This window comes from Arthrobacter sp. NPDC058127 (genome assembly GCF_042884555.1).
In the GTDB taxonomy this organism is placed as follows: domain Bacteria; phylum Actinomycetota; class Actinomycetes; order Actinomycetales; family Micrococcaceae; genus Arthrobacter.
Window position 1 is genome coordinate 122,438 of sequence record NZ_JBHVTT010000004.1, and the last position, 25,201, is coordinate 147,638.

The 25,201-nt window shown below is 63.6% G+C and carries 24 protein-coding genes; 19 read left to right on the plus strand and 5 right to left on the minus strand.

All coding sequences use genetic code 11. The features are described 5' to 3' along the window. Window positions 1-16 precede the first annotated feature (16 nt). The 3 genes from trpS (at window position 17) to ACFVTG_RS08430 (ending at window position 2,829) form a co-directional block, all read left to right on the plus strand. The gene (gene trpS, locus ACFVTG_RS08420; protein WP_241709461.1) at window positions 17-1,108 is read left to right on the plus strand and encodes a tryptophan--tRNA ligase; all 1,092 of its coding nucleotides are present in this window, start codon (window positions 17-19) and stop codon (window positions 1,106-1,108) included. A 4-nt stretch (window positions 1,109-1,112) separates the two neighbouring features. After that, window positions 1,113-1,805 (plus strand): 2'-5' RNA ligase family protein, encoded by a 693-nt coding sequence (locus tag ACFVTG_RS08425; RefSeq protein ID WP_390279552.1) that lies wholly within the window; start codon window positions 1,113-1,115, stop codon window positions 1,803-1,805. 133 nt (window positions 1,806-1,938) lie between these two features. Further along, window positions 1,939-2,829, plus strand: coding sequence for a YihY/virulence factor BrkB family protein (locus ACFVTG_RS08430; protein WP_284751910.1), 891 nt, complete (start codon window positions 1,939-1,941; stop codon window positions 2,827-2,829). A 36-nt stretch (window positions 2,830-2,865) separates the two neighbouring features. On the opposite strand, the gene ACFVTG_RS08435 is transcribed toward ACFVTG_RS08430, so the two are convergent. The 5 genes from ACFVTG_RS08435 to sdhC form a co-directional block, all read right to left on the minus strand. Further along, entirely contained in the window at window positions 2,866-3,630 is a 765-nt protein-coding gene (locus tag ACFVTG_RS08435; RefSeq protein ID WP_390279554.1) for an alpha/beta hydrolase family protein, read from the minus strand. Window positions 3,631-3,822: 192 nt separating this feature from the next. Further along, window positions 3,823-4,605 (minus strand): succinate dehydrogenase iron-sulfur subunit, encoded by a 783-nt coding sequence (locus ACFVTG_RS08440; RefSeq protein WP_284751912.1) that lies wholly within the window; start codon window positions 4,603-4,605, stop codon window positions 3,823-3,825. Beyond that, on the minus strand, window positions 4,605-6,404 hold the full coding sequence (sdhA, locus tag ACFVTG_RS08445) for a succinate dehydrogenase flavoprotein subunit (protein ID WP_284751913.1): 1,800 nt from the start codon (window positions 6,402-6,404) through the stop codon (window positions 4,605-4,607). Before sdhA ends, ACFVTG_RS08440 begins: the two co-directional genes overlap by 1 nt. A gap of 91 nt (window positions 6,405-6,495) precedes the next feature. Continuing rightward, the gene (locus tag ACFVTG_RS08450; protein WP_390279557.1) at window positions 6,496-6,975 is read right to left on the minus strand and encodes a succinate dehydrogenase hydrophobic membrane anchor subunit; all 480 of its coding nucleotides are present in this window, start codon (window positions 6,973-6,975) and stop codon (window positions 6,496-6,498) included. A 3-nt stretch (window positions 6,976-6,978) separates the two neighbouring features. Next, window positions 6,979-7,359, minus strand: a complete 381-nt coding sequence (gene sdhC / locus ACFVTG_RS08455; protein ID WP_078105987.1) for a succinate dehydrogenase, cytochrome b556 subunit — start codon at window positions 7,357-7,359, stop codon at window positions 6,979-6,981. Window positions 7,360-7,597: 238 nt separating this feature from the next. Between sdhC and ACFVTG_RS08460 the strand changes: the two genes are divergently transcribed. From ACFVTG_RS08460 to eno, 16 genes are all read left to right on the plus strand, one after another. Further along, complete coding sequence (locus ACFVTG_RS08460) at window positions 7,598-8,731, plus strand: mannose-1-phosphate guanylyltransferase (protein WP_390279559.1); 1,134 nt, start codon at window positions 7,598-7,600, stop codon at window positions 8,729-8,731. 87 nt (window positions 8,732-8,818) lie between these two features. Further along, window positions 8,819-10,018 (plus strand): amidohydrolase, encoded by a 1,200-nt coding sequence (locus tag ACFVTG_RS08465; protein ID WP_236816172.1) that lies wholly within the window; start codon window positions 8,819-8,821, stop codon window positions 10,016-10,018. A gap of 443 nt (window positions 10,019-10,461) precedes the next feature. After that, complete coding sequence (locus ACFVTG_RS08470) at window positions 10,462-10,896, plus strand: MarR family winged helix-turn-helix transcriptional regulator (RefSeq protein ID WP_390279561.1); 435 nt, start codon at window positions 10,462-10,464, stop codon at window positions 10,894-10,896. Window positions 10,897-10,928: 32 nt separating this feature from the next. Further along, window positions 10,929-11,360, plus strand: a complete 432-nt coding sequence (locus tag ACFVTG_RS08475; protein WP_390279563.1) for an organic hydroperoxide resistance protein — start codon at window positions 10,929-10,931, stop codon at window positions 11,358-11,360. Further along, the gene (locus tag ACFVTG_RS08480; RefSeq protein ID WP_390279565.1) at window positions 11,357-12,376 is read left to right on the plus strand and encodes an NADP-dependent oxidoreductase; all 1,020 of its coding nucleotides are present in this window, start codon (window positions 11,357-11,359) and stop codon (window positions 12,374-12,376) included. Before ACFVTG_RS08475 ends, ACFVTG_RS08480 begins: the two co-directional genes overlap by 4 nt. Window positions 12,377-12,704: 328 nt before the next feature. After that, entirely contained in the window at window positions 12,705-13,811 is a 1,107-nt protein-coding gene (locus tag ACFVTG_RS08485) for a BMP family ABC transporter substrate-binding protein (RefSeq protein ID WP_284752450.1), read from the plus strand. Window positions 13,812-13,974: 163 nt separating this feature from the next. Then, entirely contained in the window at window positions 13,975-15,525 is a 1,551-nt protein-coding gene (locus tag ACFVTG_RS08490; RefSeq protein WP_390279567.1) for an ABC transporter ATP-binding protein, read from the plus strand. Beyond that, window positions 15,518-16,891 (plus strand): ABC transporter permease, encoded by a 1,374-nt coding sequence (locus tag ACFVTG_RS08495; RefSeq protein WP_390279569.1) that lies wholly within the window; start codon window positions 15,518-15,520, stop codon window positions 16,889-16,891. The genes ACFVTG_RS08490 and ACFVTG_RS08495 overlap by 8 nt, the downstream gene beginning before the upstream one ends. After that, window positions 16,888-18,417 (plus strand): ABC transporter permease, encoded by a 1,530-nt coding sequence (locus tag ACFVTG_RS08500; protein ID WP_390279571.1) that lies wholly within the window; start codon window positions 16,888-16,890, stop codon window positions 18,415-18,417. The genes ACFVTG_RS08495 and ACFVTG_RS08500 overlap by 4 nt, the downstream gene beginning before the upstream one ends. Before the next feature lie 2 nt (window positions 18,418-18,419). Continuing rightward, window positions 18,420-18,830: a cytidine deaminase gene (locus ACFVTG_RS08505; RefSeq protein WP_390279573.1), complete on the plus strand. Its 411-nt coding sequence runs from the start codon at window positions 18,420-18,422 to the stop codon at window positions 18,828-18,830. Beyond that, window positions 18,827-20,137, plus strand: coding sequence for a thymidine phosphorylase (locus tag ACFVTG_RS08510; protein ID WP_390279575.1), 1,311 nt, complete (start codon window positions 18,827-18,829; stop codon window positions 20,135-20,137). Before ACFVTG_RS08505 ends, ACFVTG_RS08510 begins: the two co-directional genes overlap by 4 nt. Before the next feature lie 66 nt (window positions 20,138-20,203). After that, a complete protein-coding gene (locus ACFVTG_RS08515) occupies window positions 20,204-20,854 on the plus strand; it encodes a DedA family protein (RefSeq protein WP_284752454.1) in 651 nt (216 codons plus the stop codon). 235 nt (window positions 20,855-21,089) lie between these two features. Beyond that, a complete protein-coding gene (locus ACFVTG_RS08520; RefSeq protein WP_284752567.1) occupies window positions 21,090-21,779 on the plus strand; it encodes a DedA family protein in 690 nt (229 codons plus the stop codon). A gap of 28 nt (window positions 21,780-21,807) precedes the next feature. Then, entirely contained in the window at window positions 21,808-22,962 is a 1,155-nt protein-coding gene (locus tag ACFVTG_RS08525) for an adenosine deaminase (protein ID WP_284752455.1), read from the plus strand. Window positions 22,963-23,101: 139 nt separating this feature from the next. Next, on the plus strand, window positions 23,102-23,740 hold the full coding sequence (locus ACFVTG_RS08530) for a MazG nucleotide pyrophosphohydrolase domain-containing protein (protein WP_390279577.1): 639 nt from the start codon (window positions 23,102-23,104) through the stop codon (window positions 23,738-23,740). Window positions 23,741-23,833: 93 nt separating this feature from the next. Next, window positions 23,834-25,114 carry a phosphopyruvate hydratase gene (gene eno / locus ACFVTG_RS08535; RefSeq protein ID WP_390279579.1) on the plus strand — a complete coding sequence of 427 codons (1,281 nt, stop codon included), beginning with the start codon at window positions 23,834-23,836 and terminating at the stop codon, window positions 25,112-25,114. Window positions 25,115-25,201 lie beyond the last annotated feature (87 nt).

The following is a 25,201-nucleotide window of genomic DNA, read 5'->3' on the forward strand; positions in this document are numbered from 1 at the left end:
TTTCGAAAGTTTCCTCATGACCAGTTCCACCACGACTGAACCCGCTGCAGCCGCAGCCAAGGCAACATCCACCAAACTGGCCGCCGGGGCCAAGCACCGTGTGCTCTCCGGCATGCAGCCCTCCGCTGACTCCCTCCACCTGGGCAACTACCTTGGTGCCCTGGTCAACTGGGTCCGCATGCAGGACGAGTACGACGCCATCTTCTTCATCCCGGACCTGCATGCCATTACGGTGCCGCAGGATCCCGCTGAGCTGGCCCGCCGGACGCGCGTCACCGCTGCGCAATACATCGCAGGCGGCGTAGACGTCAACAAGTGCACGCTGTTCGTCCAGTCCCAGGTTCCTGAACACGCCCAGCTGGCGTGGGTCCTCGGCTGCATCACGGGCTTCGGCGAGGCCTCGCGCATGATCCAGTTCAAGGACAAGTCCCTGCAACACGGTTCGGACCACGCGAGCGTCGGGCTCTTCACGTACCCGATCCTGCAGGCAGCCGACATTCTGCTGTATCAGCCACACGGGGTGCCCGTAGGTGAAGACCAGCGGCAGCACATTGAACTCAGCCGCGACCTCGCCCAGCGTTTCAACAGCCGCTACGGCGAGACGTTCCAGGTACCGCAGGCCTTCATCCAGAAGGAAACGGCCAAGATCTACGATCTCCAGAACCCCACGGCAAAGATGTCCAAGTCCGCGGAGTCGCCGGCCGGCCTGATCAACCTGCTCGATGACCCGAAGATCACGGCCAAACGCATCAAGTCGGCAGTCACGGACACCGAGACGGAAATCCGCTTCGACCGCGAAGCCAAGCCCGGGGTGTCCAACCTGCTGAGCATCTACTCGTCCATCAGCGGCCAGCCGGTGGAGAAGATCGTCGCGGACTACGAAGGCAAGATGTACGGCCACCTAAAGGTCGATCTCGCTGAACTCGTTGCAGCCCACCTCGGTCCAATCCGGGACCGCGCCAACGAGTTGCTGGCCGATCCGGCCGAACTCGACCGGCTCCTGGCCCACGGGGCGGACAAAGCCCGCGAGATCGCCTCGGCCACGCTCGCCGACGTCTACGCCAAGGTGGGCTTCCTGCCTTACGGCGGAGCACAAGGAATCCGCTAAAGCCATGTGCGCAGCTGGCAAGCTCAGCGTCCAGGCCGGCTCCCTTTCAAGGGGAGCCGGCCAGGCCACTGATGCCCGCCTGGACACGGCTGCACGCCAGCCTGCCAGTGCGTGCGGGGAGAGCCTGTGCGTGGGGGTCATCCTGGGGTTCCCCCAGGATGTCGCCCGGGAACTGCAGCAATGGCGTGCTTCCTTCGGTGATCCCATGGCGGAAGTGATCCCGGCCCACATCACCCTCGTGACCACCACGCCTGCCCAGGACTGGGAAGCCACTCGCGAGCATGTTCGCGACGTCGCACGTCGCCAGGCACCATTCAAGATCACGATTTCCGGCACGGGCTCCTTCCGTCCGGTATCCCCGGTGGTGTTCCTGAAGGTAGAAGACGGTTTCGAGGAGTGCGTGGGCCTGCACGAACAACTGCAGACCGGCCCGCTGGAACGCGATCTTCCTTTCCCCTACCACCCGCACGTGACAGTTGCCCACGACGTCGCCCCCGAAAGCCTGGACGAGGCCGAAACGGTGCTCAAGAACTACACCGCCACCTTCCCTGTGGTTAGCATGGGACTCTACGAGCACGACGACAACGGCATCTGGCAGCTACGGGAAGAGCTCGACTTTGGCGGCGACGCAGACCAATCACGGGAAAGCACAGCACAACGATCGGCAACAGGCGGAGAGGCCCCCGCTACCGACTGAAGGAGCGCAGCTAAGGCTGCAGCTCATTCACCGGCAAGTCGAATGGGGTAAAGCCCGGCGCTCGGGCAATAGAGGCGCCACAATACCGGCCTTCATCAACCTGGCCCTCGCCCGGCTCAGCAACTTCCGGCCCATGCGCGCGTTTAACCTCTACAACCTGCGCCATGGTCCGTTGTTGAGCGCCGGCATAGGCTTCACGATGTTCTTCTCCATAACGGGCTTGCTGGCAACGGGATTCGCCGTGACCGGCCTGGTCCTCAACGGACAGCCCCAACTGGTTGATTCAATTGTCTCGAGCGTCGCCACGGCGGCCCCTGGACTCCTGAAAACGAACGGAGGCAACGGCCTGGTAGATCCGCATGATCTCCTGAATCCCACAGGCCTTGGCTGGACGGCTGCCATAGCCGCCGTCGTCACGGTGTTTACCGCGCTCGGCTGGATCGCCGGGATTCGGGAGGGACTTCGCGGGGTTATCGGACTGGACCCCGTCCAAGAGAACCCGCTCCTGATGAAGGCCCGCGACGCCGGTACCCTCCTGCTGCTCGGCGCGGCCCTGGTGGTCAGCGCCGGTGTTTCGCTCGTATTCGGGACAGCCGCCGGATGGATCATCGAACGGCTCGGCTTGGCTGACGCGGTGGCCGGCCCCGTTACCTGGCTCGTCCGTACGGCTGTTCCACTGGTCCTCAACTGGGCGACGGCGGTGATCATGTTCCGCTTCGCGGGCCGCCTGAAGCTTCGCCGCCGAGCGTTCCTGGAAGGAACGGTGCTCGCCGGAGTCGGGACCACCATCCTCCAGATCTTCAGCACCGAGCTGCTGGCGAATGCCGGACGGAATCCCATTCTGGCCTCATTCGCCATCATCATCGGGCTTCTCATTTGGTTCAACCTGGTCAGCCAGGTCTATTTGGTATCCGGCGCGTGGGCGGCCATCAGGGAAGCGGACACGGGCGCACAAGGGCACCCCAAACCTGCCCTCGGATCACGACACCCTTCGCCGCGCACGTTCCACGCAAAAGACTCCTGAGGCGCAGCGAGAGCCCCAAGGGCGAGGTTCCTCTTGCTAGTCGCCGAGGTACTGGTCTGCCCACGCAGAGATGATTTTCGCCACCCGAGCGGCCTGTCCCTTGCCGGTCAGGAGATGGTCGCTGCCTTCGAGGGATACGAAGCTACGTGGGTGCCGCGCCGTCTGGAAAATGGTGCTGGCGTTGTCGATCCCTACCGTGTTGTCGGTGGGGGAGTGAAGAACCATGAGCGGCTTGTGCAGCGTCCGGATGCAATCGCTGAGGTCCGCGTTCTGGAGGTCCTCCACGAAGTGGCGGCGGATCTCGACGCGCTTGCCGCCCAGGTCCACCTCGGCGCTTCCTTCGCTGAGGATCTTGTCCATCGCCGAATCGAAGACGTGCTCCACGTGCTTGGGCGAGAACGGCGCGCCGACCGTCGCCACTGCGCGGAGATCCGGGATATCGCGTGCCGCCGCGAGGACCGCAGCACCGCCGAAGGAATGTCCCACGAGCAGGGTGATCGTCTTGCCTTCGGACCGCATGAATTCGGCGGCTCGTACGGTGTCGGCCACCTTGTGCGTGAATGATCCCTGCGACCATTCTCCGCCCGAGCCGCCCAGCCCGAGATTGTCGAAGCGGAGCATGCCTACGCCGGCCGCTGCCAGGCCCTTGCAGATGCGCGCAGCGGCAGGACTGTCCTTCCCCAGGGTGAAACCGTGGGAGAACACACCCCAGCCGCGCACCGGGCCGTCAGGCAGGTCCAGCAACCCCGAAAGCATGTCCCCGGTGGTGCCCTCGAAGGTGACTTTAACGGACGTTGTCATGTGTTGCCTTCCACTTTAAACGACGACGGCGCCGAATCCCCCAACACTCCCTACCCTCGCAAGTCCACACCGGCTCCCGGCCTTCGCAAGCTCAGGCTGGGACCCTCGCCGGGGTGGCTCCACGGGCAGGGAACCTTGCGTTGGTGGGCCCTGTTAAGGGGCGGCGCCGTCGTCGTACTTTAGGTTCAGAAACTAGATCTTGCGTGCCAGGATGGCCTGCTTGACTTCGGCGATGGCCTGGGTCACCTGGATGCCGCGCGGGCAAGCCTCCGAGCAGTTGAAGGTGGTGCGGCAGCGCCACACGCCTTCCTTGTCGTTGAGGATCTCCAAGCGCATGTCGCCGGCATCGTCGCGGGAATCGAAGATGAAGCGGTGCGCGTTGACGATGGCTGCGGGGCCGAAGTACTGGCCGTCCGTCCAGAACACGGGGCAGGACGACGTGCAGGCGGCACACAGGATGCACTTGGTGGTGTCGTCGAAGCGCTCACGGTCCTCAACCGACTGCAGTCGCTCCTTGGTGGGCTCGTGGCCCTTGTTGATCAGGAACGGCATGACCTCGCGGAAGGACTGGAAGAACGGCTCCATGTCCACGATCAGGTCCTTCTCCACAGGAAGGCCCTTGATCGGCTCAACAGTGATGGGCTTGGACGTGTCCAGGTCCTTCAGCAAGGTCTTGCAGGCGAGGCGGTTGCGGCCGTTGATGCGCATGGCATCGGAGCCGCAAATGCCGTGGGCACAGGAGCGGCGGAAGGACAGCGAACCGTCGATCTCCCACTTGACCTTGTGCAGGGCGTCCAGCACGCGGTCGGTGCCGTACATCGTCAGCTGGTGGTCCTGCCATACGGGCTCTTCCGAGACCTCAGGGTTGTAGCGGCGCACGCGCAGCGTGATGTTGAAGGTGGGGATCTCCCCGCCTCCACCGATACCTGCGGGAAGCTCGATCTTGGAGGCCGGCTCAGCCATTTCGGTCGTCATTAGTACTTACGCTCCATTGGCTCGTAACGGGTAAAGACAACGGGCTTGGTCTCGAGACGGATGCCCGCTACGGATTCGGCTGACGATTCGGTGGTGACCGAGATGTCCTTGTAAGCCATGGAGTGCTTCATGAATTTCTCGTCGTCGCGGTCCGGGAAGTCCTCGCGGTAGTGGCCGCCGCGGGACTCTTCACGGTGCAGCGCACCGACCGTCATGACCTTCGCCATGTCGAGGAGGAAGCCGAGTTCAACGGCCTCCAGCAGATCCAGGTTGAAGCGCTTGCCCTTGTCCTGGACAACCACGTTCTTGTAGCGCTCCTCGAACCCGGCGATGTCGCTGAGGACCTGGTCCAGGGATTCCTTGGTGCGGAACACCTGCATGTTGGTGTCCATGGTTTCCTGCAGTTCCTTGCGGATCTGCGCCACACGCTCGGTCCCGTTGCCGTCCAGCAGCCCGGACAGCATAGTGCGGGTGTGTGCCTCGGGATCTTCCGGGAGTTCGACGAAGTCCGCAGTCTTGGAGTATTCCGCAGCAGCCACGCCGGCGCGCTTTCCGAAGACGTTGATGTCGAGGAGCGAGTTGGTGCCGAGGCGGTTGGAGCCGTGCACCGAAACGCAGGCGACCTCGCCGGCGGCGTACAGGCCGGGAACGATCGTGTCGTTGTCCTGCAGCACCTCCGTGGTGATGTTCGTGGGGATGCCGCCCATGGCGTAGTGCGCCGTCGGGAACACCGGAACCGGCTCCGTGAACGGTTCCACACCCAAGTAGGTGCGGGCGAACTCGGTGATGTCCGGCAGCTTGGCCTCGATGTGCGCGGGCTCGAGGTGGGTCAGGTCCAGGAGGACGTAGTCCTTGTTCGGACCACAACCACGGCCCTCACGGACTTCGTTGGCCATGGCGCGGGCCACGATGTCACGGGGCGCGAGGTCCTTGATGGTGGGGGCGTAGCGCTCCATGAAGCGTTCACCCTCCGAGTTACGGAGGATAGCGCCCTCTCCGCGTGCACCTTCGGTGAGGAGGATGCCCAGGCCTGCAAGGCCGGTCGGGTGGAACTGGAAGAACTCCATGTCTTCCAGCGGGATACCGCGGCGGAATGCGATGCCCATGCCGTCACCGGTCAGGGTGTGGGCGTTGGAGGTGGTCTTGAAGACCTTGCCCGCGCCGCCGGAGGCGAAGACCACGGACTTGGCCTGGAAGACGTGCAGTTCGCCCGAAGCGAGGTCGTAGGAGACCACGCCGGCAACGCGCTTCTGCTTGTACGGCGTGCCGTCCTCGCGCACTGCGTCTTCTTCGACGAGCAGCAGGTCCAGGACGTAGTACTCGTTGTAGAACTCAACGTTGTGCTTGACGCAATTTTGGTACAGCGTCTGCAGGATCATGTGGCCCGTGCGGTCTGCTGCGTAGCAGGCGCGGCGGACCGGAGCCTTGCCGTGGTCACGGGTGTGGCCACCGAATCGGCGCTGGTCAATGCGGCCTTCGGGCGTGCGGTTGAACGGCAAGCCCATCTTTTCCAGGTCCAGCACGGCGTCGATGGCTTCCTTCGCCATGACCTCGGCCGCGTCCTGGTCAACCAGGTAGTCGCCACCCTTGATGGTGTCGAACGTGTGCCACTCCCAGTTGTCCTCTTCGACGTTGGCCAGGGCTGCGCACATGCCGCCCTGGGCTGCGCCAGTGTGGGAACGGGTGGGGTAGAGCTTGGTCAGTACTGCGGTGCGTGCGCGCTGGCCGGATTCGATCGCGGCGCGCATGCCGGCGCCGCCGGCACCGACAATAACGACGTCGTACTTATGGACCTGCATACCAGATGCTCTTTCTCTCTAAGTCAGATGGTCGGCGGAGCCTGCTCCGCGAATTGTGCACAGCCGGCAAGCCGGTGGTGCAGCGGAGCCGCTACGGCGCCGGGCAGAACCCGCCCGGCAGCTGAACGCCGTTGGCGACAGGGCACGGGTTGAAAGTGAAAATCACCAGTGTGCCCAGAACGACGATGACGACTGTAGCCGCGTAAAGGACCACCTTGAGCCAGAAGCGGGTGGCGTCCTTCTCGGCGTAGTCGTTGATGATGGTGCGGACACCGTTGGTGCCGTGCAGCATGGCGAGCCACAGCATGGCCAGGTCCCAGAACTGCCAGAACGGGTCGGCCCACTTGCCGGCCACGAAGCCGAAGTCGATGCCGTGGATGCCTTCGCCCACCATGAGGTTCACGAAGAGGTGGCCGAAGATCAGAACCACAAGCACGACGCCGGAGAGCCGCATGAACAGCCATGCGAACATCTCGAAGTTCCCCTTGGAACCGGTGCCGCGACGGTACTGCGGAGCAATCTTCCCGCTACTGTTTTTTCCACTGCGTGGGGTCTGAATATCAGTACTCATGGCTTAGTGGCCTCCCAGTGCGAGGGACAGGTGGCGGATGGCGAAGGCCCCGAAAACGACCAGCCACAATACCAGGACGGTCCACAACATCTGGCGCTGGTATTTTGCGCCCTTCTTCCAGAAGTCAATGGCGATCACGCGCAGGCCATTGAAGGCGTGGAAAACGATCGCTGCGACGAGGCCCGTCTCGCCCAGGGCCATGAGGGGGTTCTTGTAGGCGCCGATAACGGCCGTGTAGGCCTCCGGGGACACACGCACCAATGAGGTGTCCAGCACATGGACCAACAAGAAGAAAAAGATCACAACACCGGTAATGCGGTGTCCAACCCAGGACCACATGCCTTCACGGCCGCGGTACAAGGTGCCAGCTGGTTTTGTCGGCACTGAATAAACCTTCCTGCAACACAGCGGCGCTGGCACGGGATCCATGCGGGGGAAACGCCAGCTGCGAGAGCACTCGTAGCTCAGCCTAAATCTAGGCTTCGCTCACAGCTTATTCAATTTAGGCGCCCCTTCTTGTAACGAGAGTGCGGGTGTTCGCCTGAATTCCGGCCTTTTCGCCACAAGGGTGAGACGAAGACCACAAAGCGGGACTTGCGCGCATGTTCGATATGGTGTTGCGGTGAGTATAGAAAACGCTGCAAGCCTCGAATCGCCATTGCGCCACTTCCACGCGGTTATTCCGGCCGGCGGAGTGGGCACGCGCCTGTGGCCGCTTTCGCGTGCTGCTGCGCCCAAATTCCTGCACGACCTCACAGGTTCGGGAAGCACCCTCCTGCGGGCAACGTACGACCGCCTCGAGCCGCTGGCGGGCAACCGCGTGCTGGTGGTTACGGGTGTGGCGCACCGCACCGCAGTCTGCCGCCAGCTTCCCGAAGTGGGCGACGACGAGCTGGTCCTCGAAAGCGAACCCAAGGACTCAGGCGCGGCGATCGGCCTCGCCGCCGCCATCCTGCACCGCCGCGACCCTGACACCATCATGGGTTCCTTCGCCGCGGACCATGTCATAAGCCCGGACAACCTCTTCCAGGAAACGGTCCGCGAGGCCATCCACACTGCGGCTGCCGGAAAAATCGTCACTATCGGCATCAAGCCCACGCATCCCTCAACCGGGTTCGGTTACATCCGCACCGGCGACCTGCTCAATATCGACGACGCGCCGAACGCGCATGCCGTGGTCGAATTCGTCGAGAAGCCGAGTGAAGACATCGCCAAGAAGTACCTTGAGACCGGCGACTACGTCTGGAATGCCGGTATGTTCGTCGCCCCGGTTGCGCTCATGCTCAAGCACCTGGAGGCAAACCAGCCGGTCTTGTTTGCCGGGCTGCAGGAAATCGCCGACGCCTGGGACACTCCGGAACGCGATGAAGTGACCGCCCGGGTGTGGCCCACGCTGCCGAAGATTGCCATCGACTATGCCGTGGCGGAACCCGCCGCAGCGGCGGGGGATGTCGCCGTCGTACCCGGTACTTTCCGCTGGGACGACGTCGGAGACTTCGCCGCGATCGGTCGCCTCAACAACGCCGGCGACGTCGACGAGGTGACCGTCCTCGGTGAAGGCGCCCGCGTGTTCACTGAGAACGCCAGCGGCGTGGTGGTCTCCGACACCAAGCGCGTGATTGCGCTTATCGGAATCAAGGACGTCGTGATCGTCGATACGCCGGACGCGCTGCTTGTCACCACGAAGGAGCACGCCCAGCGGGTCAAGGGTGCGGTGGACGCGCTCAAGGCCAGCGGGGACACCGACGTTCTCTAGCTCCCGTGCCGCGCTGTCCGGTGGCGCCGTTCGTAACCAAGAGACCCCTTTCGCTATTCGGAGGGTGCGGATGGCTAGAGTTGTGAGGTGCGCAATTTCACTACCGAAACCGAGCCGACCCCTGTGGTGAAGCCATGGCTTGACGATCTCTTGCCGGAACTCATTGAATTCCGGAGGGACCTGCATGCGCACCCCGAACTTTCCTTCAAGGAATTTCGCACCACGGACAAGTTGGTTGAACGGCTCGAGGCGGCCGGCCTTGAACCCCGTCGGCTGGAAGGATCGGGGCTGACGGTCGACGTCGGCGAGGGGCCCATCGCCACCGCCCTGCGCGGAGACATCGACGCCCTCCCCATCATCGAGGAGACGGGCCTTCCGTTCGCGTCGAAGAACCACGGTGTCACCCACGCGTGCGGGCATGACGTCCACACCACCAGCATGCTCGGCATTGCCTTGGTACTGCATGCCATGCACCAGGAATCCCCCTTGGGCGGCACGGTGCGCATCATCTTCCAGCCAGCGGAGGAAACCATGCCGGGCGGTGCGCTGTCCTGCATCGAGCAGGGTGTGCTCCAGGGTGTCCCGCGGATTCTTGCGCTGCACTGTGATCCGCGGATCAACGTCGGCAAGATCGGCACCCGCATCGGCGCCATCACCTCGGCGTCGGACACCATCAAAATCGAATTGACCGGACGTGGCGGCCACACTTCCCGTCCGCATTTGACCGAGGACCTGGTCTTCGCGCTGGCCCAGATCGCCGTCAACGTGCCGGCCGTCCTGTCCCGTCGCGTGGATGTGCGCAGCGGGGTCTCGGTGGTGTGGGGCCAGATTGCGGCAGGTTCCGCGCCCAACGCCATCCCCGCCAATGGCTACATGGCCGGCACTATGCGTTGCCTGGACCGGGACGCGTGGCATAGCGCAGGGGAGTTGCTCGACGACGTGGTCCAGCAAGTTGCCGCGCCGTACGGGGTGGACGTGCACCTCGAGCACACCCGCGGCGTCCCTCCCGTGGTCAACTCGGAACACGAGACTGCCCTCATCGAGGCCGCGGCCCGCGCGGAACTCGGCGAGCACGCCGTCGTCCTGACGCCCCAGTCCATGGGCGGCGAGGACTTCGCCTGGTTCCTGGCCGACCTGCCGGGTGCCATGATGCGGCTCGGAACCCACACCCCCGGCGGCGAGGAATACGATCTCCATCGCGGTGACTTCATCGTGGACGAGCGTGCCCTCGGCTTCGCAATCCAAGTCCTGGCCGCCGCCGCATTGCGAACCATCCGGGATCTCTAAGACCCGGACGCTCGCTCACTAACGTGGGGTTTTGGCCGGACGCTCGCTCACTAACGTGGGGTTTTGGCCGGACGCTCGCTCACTCTTGTGGGTCGATCGGTGGACGCTCGCTCACCAACGTGGGGTCGATCGGCGGACGCTCGCTCACTAACGTGGGGTTTTGGCCGGACGCTCGCTCACTAACGTGGGGTTTTGGCCGGACGCTCGCTCACTAACGTGGGGTTTTGGCCGGACGCTCGCTCACTCTTGGTTGAAAGGCCGGGGATCCTCCTGCGGATTATCTGCAGGAGGATCCTGTCGTTTGGGCTTGTTTGTGAGCGGGGGTTGCCGGGGTGGGCTTGTTTGTGAGCGGGGGTTGCCGGGGGTGGGCTTGTTTGTGAGCGAGCGTCGCACTGGAGTCAATTGAGTTGTGCACAATTTAATTGTGAGCTATCGTTATTCCCATGAGTGAAGCCCCCCGCCTCGACCGCCAGGTCTGTTTCGCGCTCTACTCCGCCTCGAAGGCCGCCACGGCGGTCTACCGGCCGGTGCTGGACGAGCTTGGACTGACGTATCCGCAGTATCTCGTGATGCTGGTGCTCTGGGAGAACGAGCCTCGAAGCGTCCGGGAACTGGGTGCTGAGCTGGGACTCGATTCGGGAACCCTGTCGCCGCTGCTCAAGAGGCTTGAAGCTTTGGGCCTCGTGGAGCGCCTGCGTTCAGCCGAGGACGAGCGCCGCGTCGAAATCCACCTGAGCGATGCCGGGCGGGACCTCAGCGCCCGGGCCGGGGCTGTTCCGCAACGGCTCGCCGACGCCGCGGGCTTGAGCGCCGCCGAGCTTGCTCAGCTTCACGACACCTTGGGCCGGCTTACGGCCGCCCTCCACTCAGCCATCTGATCGTCCATCCCATAGAAGGAAAAGGAACCACAGTGAAGACTCTGTACGTAGCCGAGGCGCTTGCCTCCGGTGAAGGCCGCGAAGGCAACGCACGCACCAATGACGGCAAGCTGGACGTCGCTCTCGCCAGCCCGGTGGAACTGGGCGGGAATGGCCAAGGCACCAACCCTGAGCAACTCTTCGCCGCCGGATACGCGGCATGCTTCCACTCGGCGCTCAGGATGGTGGGACGCAAGGCCCGCGTGGATCTCAGTGATTCCGCTGTGGCCGCCAAGATCCACTTCGGTGCCCTGGAGGACCGCGAAGGGTATGGGCTCGCCGCCGAACTCGAGATCGCGCTGCCCGCCCTCGACCGGGAAACAGCGGAGCAACTCGTGGCCAAGGCCCACCAGATCTGCCCCTACTCCAACGCGACCCGCGGGAACATCGCCGTCGACATCAAGCTTGTGGAGGTGGCGGCATGAGCACGGTACTTCCCAAGAGCACCCGCGAAATCCGGCTGGCATCCCGCCCGCAAGGACGCCCTGTCAAGGAAAACTTCCGCCTGGCGGAGCGCGATCTGCCGGAGCTTCAGGACGGCCAGGTCCTGGTCCGCAACGAGTTCATGTCGGTCGACCCCTACATGCGCGGCCGCATGAACGACGCGAAGTCCTATTCGGCACCTTTCCGGCTCGACGCAGCGCTCGACGGCGGTGCGGTGGGCGAGGTGATCGCGTCCCGTTCCGAGGCTTTCAAGGTGGGCGACGTCGTCGTGCACCCGCTCGGCTGGCGCGAATATTCCGTGGTGGATGCGGCAAGCGCGACGCCGGTTCCGGCCGGCCTGGCACCGACGTCGGCATTCCTCGGGGCGCTCGGCATGACAGGCCTGACCGCGTACGCCGGACTGCTCAAGGTGGCCGAGTTCAAAGCCGGGGACGTCGTCTTCGTTTCCGGTGCCGCAGGCGCAGTAGGCTCGATTGTCGGCCAGATCGCCAAAGCCATGGGCGCCTCCAAGGTGATCGGCAGCGCCGGTTCCCCGGAGAAGGTGGCGCGCTTGCTGGAACTCGGCTTCGACGTGGCCTTCGACTACCATGACGGACCGGTGGCGAAGCAACTCCATGAGGCGGCGGGGGAGCGGGGCATCGATGTCTACTTCGACAACGTTGGCGGCGAACACCTCGAGGCTGCCCTCGCAGTCCTCACTGTGGGCGGACGCGTAGCAATGTGCGGCGCCATTTCGCAATACAACTCCACAGAGCCCACACCGGGCCCGCGCAACCTGGCCGTGGCTATCGGAAAGCAATTGACCCTGCGTGGCTTCCTCGTAGGCGGCCAGCGCCAGCACGCCGCCGAGTTCGCCGGGAAGATGGCCGGATGGCTGGCCGACGGAACGGTCCGCTACGACGAGACGATCGTCGACGGGCTGGAAAACGCGCCGCAGGCCTTCATCGACCTCCTGGACGGAGCCAACACCGGCAAGATGCTGGTCCGCCTGTCCTGAGGGATTCCCGGCGCGAACTGGCGGCAGATGCCCGCAAAAGGCGATTTTTGGGTCATCTGCTGCCAGTTCGCGCGCTTGGGAACGGGCATCCTAGAACCGTTGGCTGGGAGCACCACTACTGCTTGGTAACAAAAGCTCAACAATCTTCGGGTTGTTGGGCTTTTGTGTTACCCGGGTGTGTTCAATCCCACTAAAGTTGTGCCATCAGTGCGCCCTAGGCGCAGTGCTGCGAAGCATCAGTGAAAACAGAATTTCAGACTCGAGTTTTCGAAACGGACACTCATTGACCAACTGTCGTAGCATCAATCACTTTCTTCCTGGAGGAAAATTGAAGCAATCACTGCGTGCCACACTAAAGCGCGGTTCATTTGCGGGCGTCGCAACTGCGGGCGCCGCTGCACTTTTGCTGGCAGGCTGCGGTAGCGCACCGTCTGCTTCGAGCTCGGGCAGCGCCACCAAGTCGGACTACACCGCATGCATGGTGTCCGACTCCGGCGGCTTCGATGACAAGTCGTTCAACCAGTCAGGCTTCGAGGGCCTTCAGGCGGCAGCCAAGGACCTGAGCATCCAGGAGAAGCACGTCCAGTCCAAGGCCGACACGGACTACGACCCCAACCTTCGTTCCATGGTCCAGCAAGGCTGCAAGCTGACGGTTACGGTCGGCTTCCTCCTGGGCGACGCCACGAAGAACATTGCGACGGCGAACCCGAACAGCCACTTCGCCATCATCGACTACTCGGACCCCACCTTCCCGAAGAACGTCAAGCCGATCGTCTATGACACGGCCCAGGCCGCCTTCCTGGCCGGGTACCTCGCCGCCGGCACGTCCAAGACGGGCAAGGTTGCCACCTTCGGTGGTCTCAATATCCCCACCGTGAGCATCTTCATGGACGGCTTCTCTGACGGAGTGAAGTACTACAACCAGAAGAAGGGCAAGTCCGTCCAGTTGCTTGGCTGGGACAAGGACAAGCAGGACGGAACGTTCGTCGGCGACTTCAAGCAGGTCGACAAGGGCAAGGTCCTCACCCAGGGATTCCTGGACCAGGGAGCCGACGTGGTCCTTCCCGTCGCTGGTCCGGTTGGAGCGGGCGCCGGAAGCGCCATCCTTGACGCCAAGGCAAAGGGCACGGACGCAAAGCTGATCTGGGTCGACTCGGACGGCTACCTGACCGCACCCGCCTACAAGTCGGTCATCCTGACCTCGGTCCAGAAGACCATGGCGACCGCCGTCGAAACGGTCATCAAGGCCGACAAGGACGGCAAGTTCGACCCCAGCCCCTACGTTGGCACGCTCGACAACGGGGGCGTGGCGCTTGCCCCGTTCCACGACCTCGACTCCGCAGTGCCGGCCGACATGAAGAGCGATCTTGACCAGTTGAAGAAGGACATCATCTCCGGCGCAGTCAAGGTCGAATCGAAGTCCAGCCCCAAGTAATCATCCGGGCTAAACCGCGTCGCGCTGCCCTTCAGCCGAGTTTTGGCAGAAGGGCAGCGCGTTCTGCGTTGCCTTCAATTTGCTCTTCGACACTCCTTTGCCGAGCACTATGCTGGGAGCACGGTGATGACGAGGAGCCATCCTTTATAGATGGGTTGGAGTTTTGAAACTCGAACTGAAAGGGATCACGAAGCGCTTCGGATCCCTCGTAGCCAATGACCACATCGATCTCGTGGTTGAGCCGGGCCAAGTCCATTGCCTCTTAGGCGAAAACGGCGCCGGTAAATCCACCCTGATGAATGTCCTTTACGGACTCTACGACCCCAGCGACGGCGAAATCCTGGTCGACGGAAAGCCGGTCGTTTTCAAGGGTCCCGGCGATGCCATGGCGGCAGGGATCGGAATGGTCCACCAGCACTTCATGCTGATTCCGGTATTCACCGTCGCCGAAAACGTCGCATTGGGAAACGAAGCCACCAAAGCGGCCGGTTTCCTGAACCTGGACGAAACCCGCCGCAAGATCTCCGAGATTTCCAAGCAGTACGGATTCCACGTGGACCCCGATGCCCTCGTGGAAGACCTTCCCGTGGGCGTGCAGCAGCGGGTCGAGATTATCAAGGCGCTCGTCCGCGACGCCGAAGTCCTGATTCTCGACGAACCGACCGCGGTTCTCACTCCGCAGGAAACCGACGAACTCCTGGACATTATCCGGCAGCTCAAGGCCGCAGGAAAATCAATTGTCTTCATCTCCCACAAACTGCGTGAGGTCAAGGAAATTTCGGACATCATCACGGTGATCCGGCGGGGCAAAGTGGTGGGCTCGGCTGATCCTTCCGCGTCCCCGACGGAACTCGCTTCGGCGATGGTGGGCCGGGCGGTCAGCCTGACCCTGGAAAAGAAACCCGCCCAACCGGGCGAGGCAACCTTCAAGGTCCGGGACCTGACGGTTGTCGACCACAATGGCCAGCATGTCGTGGACGGGCTGAGCTTCGACATCGCCAAGGGTGAAGTGCTTGCCATCGCCGGTGTCCAAGGCAACGGCCAGACGGAGCTCACGGAAGCCATCCTCGGCGTCCAGCCCCACGTCACCGGGTCCATCGTCCTCGACGACGTCGAACTGCTCGGCAAGACCGTCAAGCAGGTCCTATCCGCCGGCGTCGGGTTCGTCCCCGAGGACCGCAAGATCGACGGCCTGGTAGGCACGTTCTCGATTTCCGAGAACATGATCCTGGACCTGTACGACAAGCCGCCTTTTGCCCAAGGCATCGGCATGAAACCGGCCTTGATTGCTTCCCACGCGGAGAAAAAGGTCGAAGAGTTCGATGTGCGGACGCCGTCGATCGACGTCGCGGTGGGTACGCTCTCCGGAGGCAACCAGCAAAAGGTGGTCCTCGCAAGGGAGCTGTCCAGGCCACTGAGGCTCTTCATCGCATCGCAACCCACCCGCGGCCTTGACGTCGGATCCATCGAATTCGTGCACAAGCGGGTCATTGCCGAACGTGACAACGGTACTCCCGTCATGATCGTGTCCACGGAGCTCGATGAAGTGCTCGAACTCGCTGACAGGATCGCCGTTCTCTACCGCGGAAAACTCGTCGGGATCGTTCCCGCCGGTACCTCCCGCGATGTGCTGGGCTTGATGATGGCAGGCGTTCCGGAACACGAAGCAGAACTGACTGCGCACAAGACCCTCGAGGGAGGAACACATGTCTGAGTCCAACACCCCTCGACAGGAAAACGAGGTCGAGCCGGAGCGCCCGGAAACTTTGAAAGACGAGGTCGTCCTCGATGTCGCGCTGGACACGGCAGACGGTGCAATGGCCCCGTCAGTCATCCCGGCTACGAGCCAAGGCGGACAGATCCCCCACGCCCCCGGTGGCTCGGTCTTCCGGCAGATCGTGACCGGAAACGCCATGGTCTCGGTGTTGTCCGTGATCCTCGCGATTGTGCTCGGCGGAATCCTGATGGCCGTGACGAATCCCAAAGTGGCTGAAACGGCAGGCTATTTCTTCGCGCAGCCGGGGGACATGCTCACCGAGGTCTTCAGGCCCTATGTGGCACTCGTCCAGGGTTCGATATTCAACTGGGCCGGGGCCGACGCCGCAGCCCAGCTGTACCCGATCACTGAAACCCTGACGGTGTCCACGCCGCTGATCCTGGCAGGACTCGGCGTGGCCTTGGCCTTCCGCGCGGGACTGTTCAACATCGGTGCGCAAGGCCAAATCATCTTTGGCGCCCTGTTCGGCGCCTACGTAGGATTCACTTGGCACTTGCCGTTCCTGGTTCACTTGCTGCTCGTCATCGTTGCCGGATTCATCGGCGGCGCGGTGTGGGGAGGCGTCGTCGGCCTCCTCAAGGCCCGGACCGGTGCGCATGAGGTCATCGTGACCATCATGCTGAACTACATCGCGAACTTCCTGCTCCTGTTCCTCCTGACCACCCCTGCATTCCAGCGCAAGGGTTCGACCAACCCGATCTCGCCCTTCCTGGACCAGTCGGCACTGTTCCCGGAGTTGCTCGGGCCGCAGTTCCGGCTCCATGCCGGCTTCCTCCTGGCAGTGCTGGCAACGGTTTTCGTCTGGTGGCTCCTGAAGCGCTCCACGCTCGGCTTTGAATTCCGGGCCGTGGGCGCCAACCAGAGCGCGGCACGCACCGCTGGAATCAACGTTCCCCGCGCCGTGATCCTCGTGATGGCGATTGCGGGCGCGCTTGCAGGCCTGGCCGGCATCGCGCAGGTATCCGGAACGGAGAAATACCTCTCGGGAGGCGTCGCGGCCTCCATTGGATTCGATGCCATTACGGTCGCCTTGCTGGGCCGTTCGACGCCGTGGGGAACCTTCTTCGCAGGGCTTCTGTTCGGCGCGTTCCGTGCGGGAGGCGTCGCGATGCAGGCTGAGACCCAGACCCCCATCGACATCGTTTTGGTCATCCAGTCCTTGATCGTCCTCTTCATTGCGGCACCGCCGCTGGTGCGCGCGATCTTCGGACTGAACCCGCGGAAAAAGAAGAAGGCCACTGGCGGCCCCGGCTCCGGAACCATCCCCTCCGGAAAAATCGAGAGCGGAGCTGCAACAGCATGAGCACCACCACAACTCAGCCCGGCGGTGGCACCCCCGCCGGTAGCGCCCCGGCGAGCCCCGGAAAAACGGCTGCCACCGAACTGGTGAGCTGGAAGGCCGGAATCGGGCTATCCCTGCTCGCAATCCTGGGAACCGTGCTGTTCGGGTTCATGTCCAATTCGAAATCGGCAGGCTTCGGCATTGCCGAGGCGGCCAATGAAGCCGCCTCGAGTGTTGCCGCGTTGGTCACGTTCGTCCTCGCCCTCCTGCTTTCCGTCGGACTCGGATACCTGTGGTTCGTCCGCCGTCGTTCGGGCCTGGCATCAGGTTCAGGCGCAGTGTCGGGTTCAGGAACGGTACCGGGTTGGTTGCCCCCGTCCACCGTCGCCGCCGTGGTGGTCCTCGGCCTGGCCGCGCTGGGAGTGGCGAAGGTTTCCAAGATCACGCTTCCTTCCGCGGCCATTGGCTGGATCGCTTCGGTGATTCTCCTGGGCCTGGCCGGCTACACGGTGTACCTCACCCAGGCGAAGAAGGCCACGCCCCGCTGGGTGGGCGGTACGTTTGCCGCAGTGTTCCTCATCGGGTTCATGGTCTGGATCGTGGCCGGCGGAAACGGCGATGAGCCGTCGATCTCCCTCGCCGGACTGATCGCAGGATCCGTAACCTTGGCCGTGCCCCTGGTCTTCGGATCCCTTTCCGGCGTCCTGTGCGAACGCGTCGGTGTGGTCAACATTGCCATTGAAGGGCAGCTCCTCCTGGGAGCGTTTTCCGCGGCCGTTGTTGCCACGGTGACGCACAATGTCTACGCCGGGCTGGTCGCGGCCGCCGTCGCCGGAGCGCTGGTTTCCTTGGTCCTGGCCGTGGTCAGCATCAAGTACCTCGTCAACCAGATCATCGTCGGCGTCGTTCTCAATGTCCTCATCAGTGGACTGACGAGCTTCCTCTTCTCGACGCTGCTGACGGCCGACCCGGATGGGCTCAACAAGCCTGGGCGCTTGCCTCCGGTGGACATTCCCTTCCTGTCCGATATCCCCGTCATCGGCCCCATCCTGTTCCACCAGTCCCTCGTGGGCTATTTGATGTACATCGCCGTGATCGTGGTCTACCTCGGCTTGTTCCACACGAAGTGGGGACTGCGCGTGCGGGCCGTCGGCGAGCACCCGCAGGCGGCCGACACCGTGGGCATCAACGTCAACCGGACCCGTTTCTGGAACGTCCTCATGGGCGGTGCGATCGCGGGCATTGGCGGCTCGTTCTTCACGCTGGTATCCGTGGACGCGTTCAGCAAGGACATGTCCGGGGGCCGCGGGTACATCGCCCTGGCGGCGCTGATCTTCGGGCGCTGGAACCCGATCGGCGCCTTCCTGGCCGCGTTGCTTTTCGGTTTCGCGGACAACCTCCAGAGCGTCATCACCATCATCGGATCGCCCGTGCCGAGCCAGTTCATGGCCATGCTGCCTTACGCCTTGACGGTCTTCGCCGTCGCTGGATTGGTGGGCAGGTCCCGGCCGCCGGCGGCTAGCGGCATACCGTACGTCAAGGGCTGACCGTGGCGGTCACGGATACCGAAGTGGACTGGGCGGCCCTCGAGGCCGCCGCGGTCGCCGCCATGGGCAAGGCCTACGCTCCGTATTCGAAGTTCCCGGTAGGGGCTGCTGCCCTCACCGAGGACGGGCGGATCGTCAGCGGCTGCAACGTCGAGAACGCCAGCTACGGACTCACTTTGTGCGCCGAGTGCGCCTTGGTGGGAGACCTCCATATGGGTGGCGGCGGCAGATTACGGGCGTTCTATTGCGTCGACGCCAAGGGTAATGTCCTCATGCCGTGTGGCCGTTGCAGGCAATTGCTGTATGAATTCCGGGCACCCGGCATGCAACTCATGACAACGCAAGGCATCAAGACCATGGACCAAGTGCTGCCGGATGCCTTCGGTCCCGACAACCTGGAGGAGAAACGGTGACACAGACTGAAGCGTTTGATGCCGTCCAGATCATCAGCATCAAGCGGGACAAGGGCACCCTGAGCCCGGAACAGATTGACTGGACCATCGATGCCTACACCCGCGGCGTCATTGCCGACGAGCAGATGGCGGCCCTGAACATGGCGATCCTGCTCAACGGGATGGACCGTGCCGAAATCTCACGCTGGACCGAGGCGATGATCGCCTCGGGCGAGCGGATGGACTTCTCCAGCCTCCGGCGTCCCGACGGCGGCATGAAAGCCACCACCGACAAACATTCCACCGGGGGTGTCGGGGACAAAATCACGCTTCCGCTGGCGCCGTTGGTGGCGGTCTTTGGAGTGGCGGTTCCCCAGCTTTCCGGCAGGGGACTGGGCCACACAGGAGGCACCCTCGACAAGCTCGAAGCAATCCCAGGTTGGCGGGCGAACCTGAGCAACGAGGAAATCCTGGCCCAGCTGCAGGACGTTGGTGCCGTCATCTGCGCCGCCGGCACGGGTTTGGCGCCGGCGGACAAGAAGCTCTATGCCCTGCGCGACGTCACGGGCACGGTGGAAGCCATTCCCCTGATTGCCTCGTCCATCATGAGCAAGAAGATCGCCGAGGGCACGGGGTCCCTGGTGCTCGACGTGAAGGTGGGTTCCGGCGCGTTCATGAAGGATGAAGCCCGTGCCCGCGAGCTGGCCGAAACCATGGTGGCCCTGGGCAAGGACGCGGGCGTCAATACGGTGGCCCTCCTGACCAACATGGGCACCCCGCTGGGCTTGACTGCGGGCAATGCCATCGAGGTGGAGGAATCGGTGGAGGTGCTTGCGGGCGGCGGCCCGGAAGACGTCGTCGAGCTGACCATCAGGCTCGCCGAGGAGATGCTTGCCTGCGCCGGAGTGCACGACGCCGACCCCGCGGCCGCCCTCAAGGACGGCCGCGCGATGGACGTCTGGAACCGCATGATCGAAGCCCAAGGCGGCGATCCGCGTGCCGCACTGCCGGTGGCCAAGGAATCCGAGGTCATCCCGGCGCCGGCCGACGGCGTCCTGGTGGAGCTCGACGCTTTGTCCGTGGGCGTGGCGGCGTGGCGTCTCGGCGCCGGACGTGCCCGGAAGGAGGACGTCGTCCAGGCCGGTGCAGGGGTGCGGATGCACGCCAAACCGGGTGCCTTGGTCCGGGCGGGGGAGCCACTCATGACCCTCCTGACCGACACCCCGGAGAAGTTCGAAAGGGCCAAGGAAGCCTTGGAAGGAGCCGTACTCATCGCGCCGGAAGGCTCACGGCCCGCGCAGCGGCTCATCATCGACCGGATCTCCTAGGCTGGTCTCCCGGGCATTTTTGGGATGCCCGGGAGACAATCCCTGCGGCCATTCGTTAGGAAGACCGTGCAAGCCATCAACGACTTCATCCTCGCGGCAGCCGGGCAGCCCTGGGTTTTGCTTCTCGTGCTTGCCTGCTGCGTGATCGACGGATTCTTCCCGCCCATTCCCAGCGAGTCGGTGGTGGTGGGACTCGCGGCCGTCTCCGCGACCGCAGGGGTACCTAACGCATGGCTGCTGATCCTCGTGGGCGCCCTCGGGGCTTTCACGGGCGACAACATCGCCTACTTGATCGGCCGCAAGATAGGTGTTCGCCGCTGGCGGTGGATGCGTTCCCAAAGGATGCAGGGCGCCTTCCGTTGGGCTGGGCGGGAACTTCGACGCCGGGCAGCGTCTCTGATCATGGTGGCCCGGTTCATCCCCATCGGCCGGGTGGCGGTCAACCTCACAGCCGGTGCAACCCATTTCTCGCACGGCATGTTCGTGGCACTCACGGCTATGTCTGCCGTTCTGTGGGCCAGCTACTCGGTGGCTATCGGTTTGTTCTTCGGCCAGTGGTTCGAACACAACCACCTGCTCGGAGCGATCATCGCGATCATCGCGGCCGTCATCCTGGGAATCATCGTGGACCGGGTCATCAGCAAAGTCCGCGGTGCCACGCCCGCCACCGAAGAGGACGAAGAAACCGGAGAGCCCGAAGAGGAACCCGTCATATAGCGAGGCGGAGCCAAGGTGGCGGATCTCCTCCTCGAGTATGACCCGCCTGCCTCCGGAAGATCCCTCCACGGGGGGATGCTTCCATTCCACCTTTGGAGCTAGCCTTAAATTGTGTTCTCCGCGGCTGGGGCGTAGCGAACGACGCTCCGGCCGTGGGACACTGGATAGCGATCTGTGTCACGCAACCGTGTGACTTTCCTTGAGGAGCAATGCCTGCGTGGAATTCATGAACCACATGCTCGAGCATGCCGCCGGGCAACCGTGGATCTACCCGGTGCTCCTGGTTTTCTTTTTCATCGACGGCTTTGCCACGATCCTTCCCAGTGAGACCGCGATTGTCGGGCTCTCGGCTTTGGCAATGCACCGGGGCGAGCCCAATCTGTGGCTCCTCGGCGCTACGGCCTTGGTCGGTGCTATGGCCGGCGACAACACGGCCTACATGCTGGGCCGCAAGATCGGCTTGGACCGCTGGAAATGGATGCGCAAGCCGAAGGTCCAGAAGATGTTCGCCTGGGCACACTATGAGCTGGACAAGCGCGGCGCAGTCCTCATCTTCACCGCCCGGTACATACCCTGGGGCCGTGTGGCGGTGAACTACGTCGCCGGACAGACTGGATTCCGACACAAGACCTTCTTCTGGCTGGATGCCTTCGCCTGCTTCACCTGGGTAGGCTATTCGATCGGCGTTGGATCCCTTGCCGGCCACTGGGTGCACAACAACCCGCTCCTCGGCGTCGGGATTGCCGTGGCATTCGCCGTGGTGCTCGGCGTCATTGTGGACCACACCTTGCGTTGGTGGCACAAGCATCTCGAAAAGAAGGACGGCGAGAAGAGGGAAGCAGCTTCCGCGGAAGCAGCCGCAGCCGACGCAGCCACCGCGGTTAACGCGACGGCCGGCGTCGACCGCTCAAACCCTGCTGGCTAAGCTTCTTCCGTCCCCCTAGAGTTGAGTGGTGACTGAGCCCATTGTTGATGCCGCCCCTGCCCTTGACTTCGACCTGAAGAGCCTGCCGAAGGTTTCCCTTCACGACCACTTGGACGGGGGACTGCGCCCGGCCACCATCATCGAGCTGGCGGAGGCCGTCGGCCACACCCTGCCTTCCACGGATCCCGTAGCGCTGGGCCAGTGGTTCCGTGAGTCCGCGGACTCCGGTTCTTTGGTCCGATACCTCGAAACCTTCGACCACACGATCGCTGTCATGCAGACCAAAGAAGGCCTGGCGCGCGTCGCCAAGGAGTTCGTTGAGGACCTGGCTGACGACGGCGTCGTCTACGGCGAGATCCGTTGGGCACCTGAACAGCACCTGCAGAAGGGCCTCACCCTGGACGAGGTTGTGGACGCGGTCCAGGAAGGGCTCGACGCCGGCGTCGACGCCGTTGAGGAGTCCGGCCGCCAGATCCAGGTGGGCCAGCTCATCACGGCGATGCGGCACGCGGACCGCGGCCAGGAAATTGCCGAACTCGCCGTACGACACCGCTACAACGGTGCTGTCGGCTTCGACATCGCCGGAGCCGAAGACGGCTTCCTGCCTTCCCGTTTCAAGGACGCCTTCACCTACCTGGCCGAGCACAATTTTCCGGCTACCGTCCACGCTGGCGAAGCCGCGGGCCTGGACAGCATCCAGTCCGCCCTTGTGGACGGCCGTGCCCTGCGCTTGGGCCACGGCGTGCGCATCGCCGAGGACATCACCGTTGAATTCGAAGATGCCGAGGGCGAAGAAGCCGACGACGACGCCGAGGACACCGTTGGCATGGTCACCTTGGGTGAGGTGGCCGGCTGGGTCCGCGACCGCGGAATCGCGCTGGAGATCTGCCCCTCGTCCAACCTGCAGACCGGCGCAATCGCGAACTTCGGCGAAGGCATCGAGAACCACCCGCTGGACATGCTGTACCAGCTGGGCTTCAACGTCACCATCAACACGGACAACCGGCTCATGAGCGGCGTGACGCTGACCGATGAATTCGAGCTTCTCGTGGAGACCTTCGACTACGACCTCGACGACCTCCTCGAACTGACCCTCAACGCTGCCGAGTCCTCGTTCCTGCCGTTGGACGAAAAAGAAGCGTTGGTGGAGTACATCAACGACGCCTACGCCAACCTTGGCTAAACAAACTCCCGCAGGCGCAGCCTCTGAAAGTCCCATGACAGTGCTCGGTGGGCCCACGGCAGCGGGGGTCCCCGGCCGAGCTTGCGAGGTTGGGGAGCTGCTGGGGAGAATTGCCTCTTTGCGCGAGCACTGTCCGTGGATGGGTGCGTTGACCCACGAATCGCTCGTCGAGTACCTGATCGAGGAAGCGTACGAAGTGGTCGATTCGATCGAAGCCGGTGCGTCCGGTTCCGATACTGCCGACGAACTCCGCGGCGAGCTGGGCGACGTGCTGCTTCAAGTGGTACTCCACGCCCGGCTCGCCGAGGAGCAAGGACAGTTCACCTTCGACGACGTCGCCCGCACCATCACAGAGAAGATGGTGCGGCGCAATCCGCATGTCTTCAAGCCGGACGGATCCTTGCAGGATTCCTTCCCGGCCACCGTGGAGGAGATCGTCGAAAAGTGGGATGCCGTGAAGAAGGCCGAAAAACCCGGGCGTTCGGATCCCTTCGAAGGCATTCCACCCCACCTTCCTGCCCTCGCGCTCGCGCAAAAGTCGCTTGACCGTGCCGAGCGCGCGGAGCGCGCGGGCGGCCCGGAACGCAGCAGCCGTCCAGTCGCGGCGGTGGAGGTTCCCGACTCCGAAGCTGCGCTTGGAGACTTGCTGCTTGCCGTCGTCGCGGGCTCGCGGGAGAAGGGTTTCGACGCCGAAAGGGCCTTGCGCGGTGCCGTCCGCCGCTACCAGGGGCGGGACGGCGAAGCCACAAAACGTGAGGAGCCCGACGCTGTTCCGTAACGTTGGCCTGTCTCGACTAGGCTAGTGGCGACGAGGACGTCGAGAATTTCCCTCAAGATTCCCAGTAAATCGCTTCACCATAAGGAGCAGTCCATGGCGCTTATCGATGCCATCCACGCCCGCGAGATCCTTGATTCCCGCGGAAACCCGACAGTAGAAGTTGAAGTTCTGCTTTCCGATGGCCAGATCGGCCGCGCGGCAGTTCCCTCCGGTGCTTCCACCGGCGAGCACGAAGCCGTTGAACTGCGCGACGGCGACAAGGGCCGTTACCTCGGCAAGGGCGTCCAGAAGGCCGTTGACGCGGTCATCGACGAAATCGCCCCGGCCCTGATCGGCTTCGACGCCACGGACCAGCGCAGCATCGACCAGGCCATGATCGACCTCGACGGCACCCCGAACAAGGGCAAGCTCGGCGCGAACGCCATCCTCGGTGTTTCCCTCGCCGTAGCCAACGCAGCCGCCGCCTCCGCGGACCTGCCGCTGTACAAGTACCTGGGCGGCCCGAACGCCCACGTCCTGCCCGTCCCGCTGATGAACATCCTCAACGGTGGCTCCCACGCCGACTCCGACGTCGACATCCAGGAATTCATGATCGCCCCCATCGGCGCCGAGACCTTCTCCGAAGGCCTGCGCTGGGGCGTTGAGGTCTACCACAACCTCAAGTCCGTCCTGCAGGCCAAGGGCCTCTCCACCGGCCTCGGCGACGAAGGCGGCTTCGCGCCGAACCTGCCGTCCAACCGCGCCGCACTGGACCTGATCCAGGAAGCCATCAAGAACGCCGGCTACACCCCGGGCAAGGACATCGCCCTCGCGCTGGACGTCGCCTCCTCCGAGTTCTACAAGGACGGCGCCTACCAGTTCGAAGGCAAGGCACTCTCGGCCACCGAGATGAGCGCCTATTATGCCGAACTCGTCGCGGACTACCCGCTGGTCTCGATTGAAGACCCGCTGGACGAAAACGACTGGGAAGGCTGGAAGACCCTCACCGAGACGATCGGCGACAAGGTCCAGCTGGTTGGCGACGACCTCTTCGTCACCAACCCGGTCCGCCTGCAGCAGGGCATCGACGCCGCCACGGCCAACTCCCTGCTCGTCAAGGTCAACCAGATCGGTTCCCTGACCGAAACCCTGGACGCCGTTTCCCTGGCCCAGCGCTCCGGTTACACCACCATCACCTCGCACCGCTCCGGCGAAACCGAGGACACCACCATTGCTGACATCGCCGTTGCCACCAACGCGGGCCAGATCAAGACCGGTGCCCCGGCCCGCTCCGAGCGCGTCGCCAAGTACAACCAGCTCCTGCGCATCGAAGAGGAACTCGACGACGCCGCTCGCTACGCCGGCCGCAGCGCCTTCCCGCGTTTCAAGGGCTAGTATCCGCTGAAACAGCTGACCGGTGGCTATGGTGGAAAGACCATAGCCACCGGTTCTGTTTAACGAAATGTGCGAGCACTTCGGGCA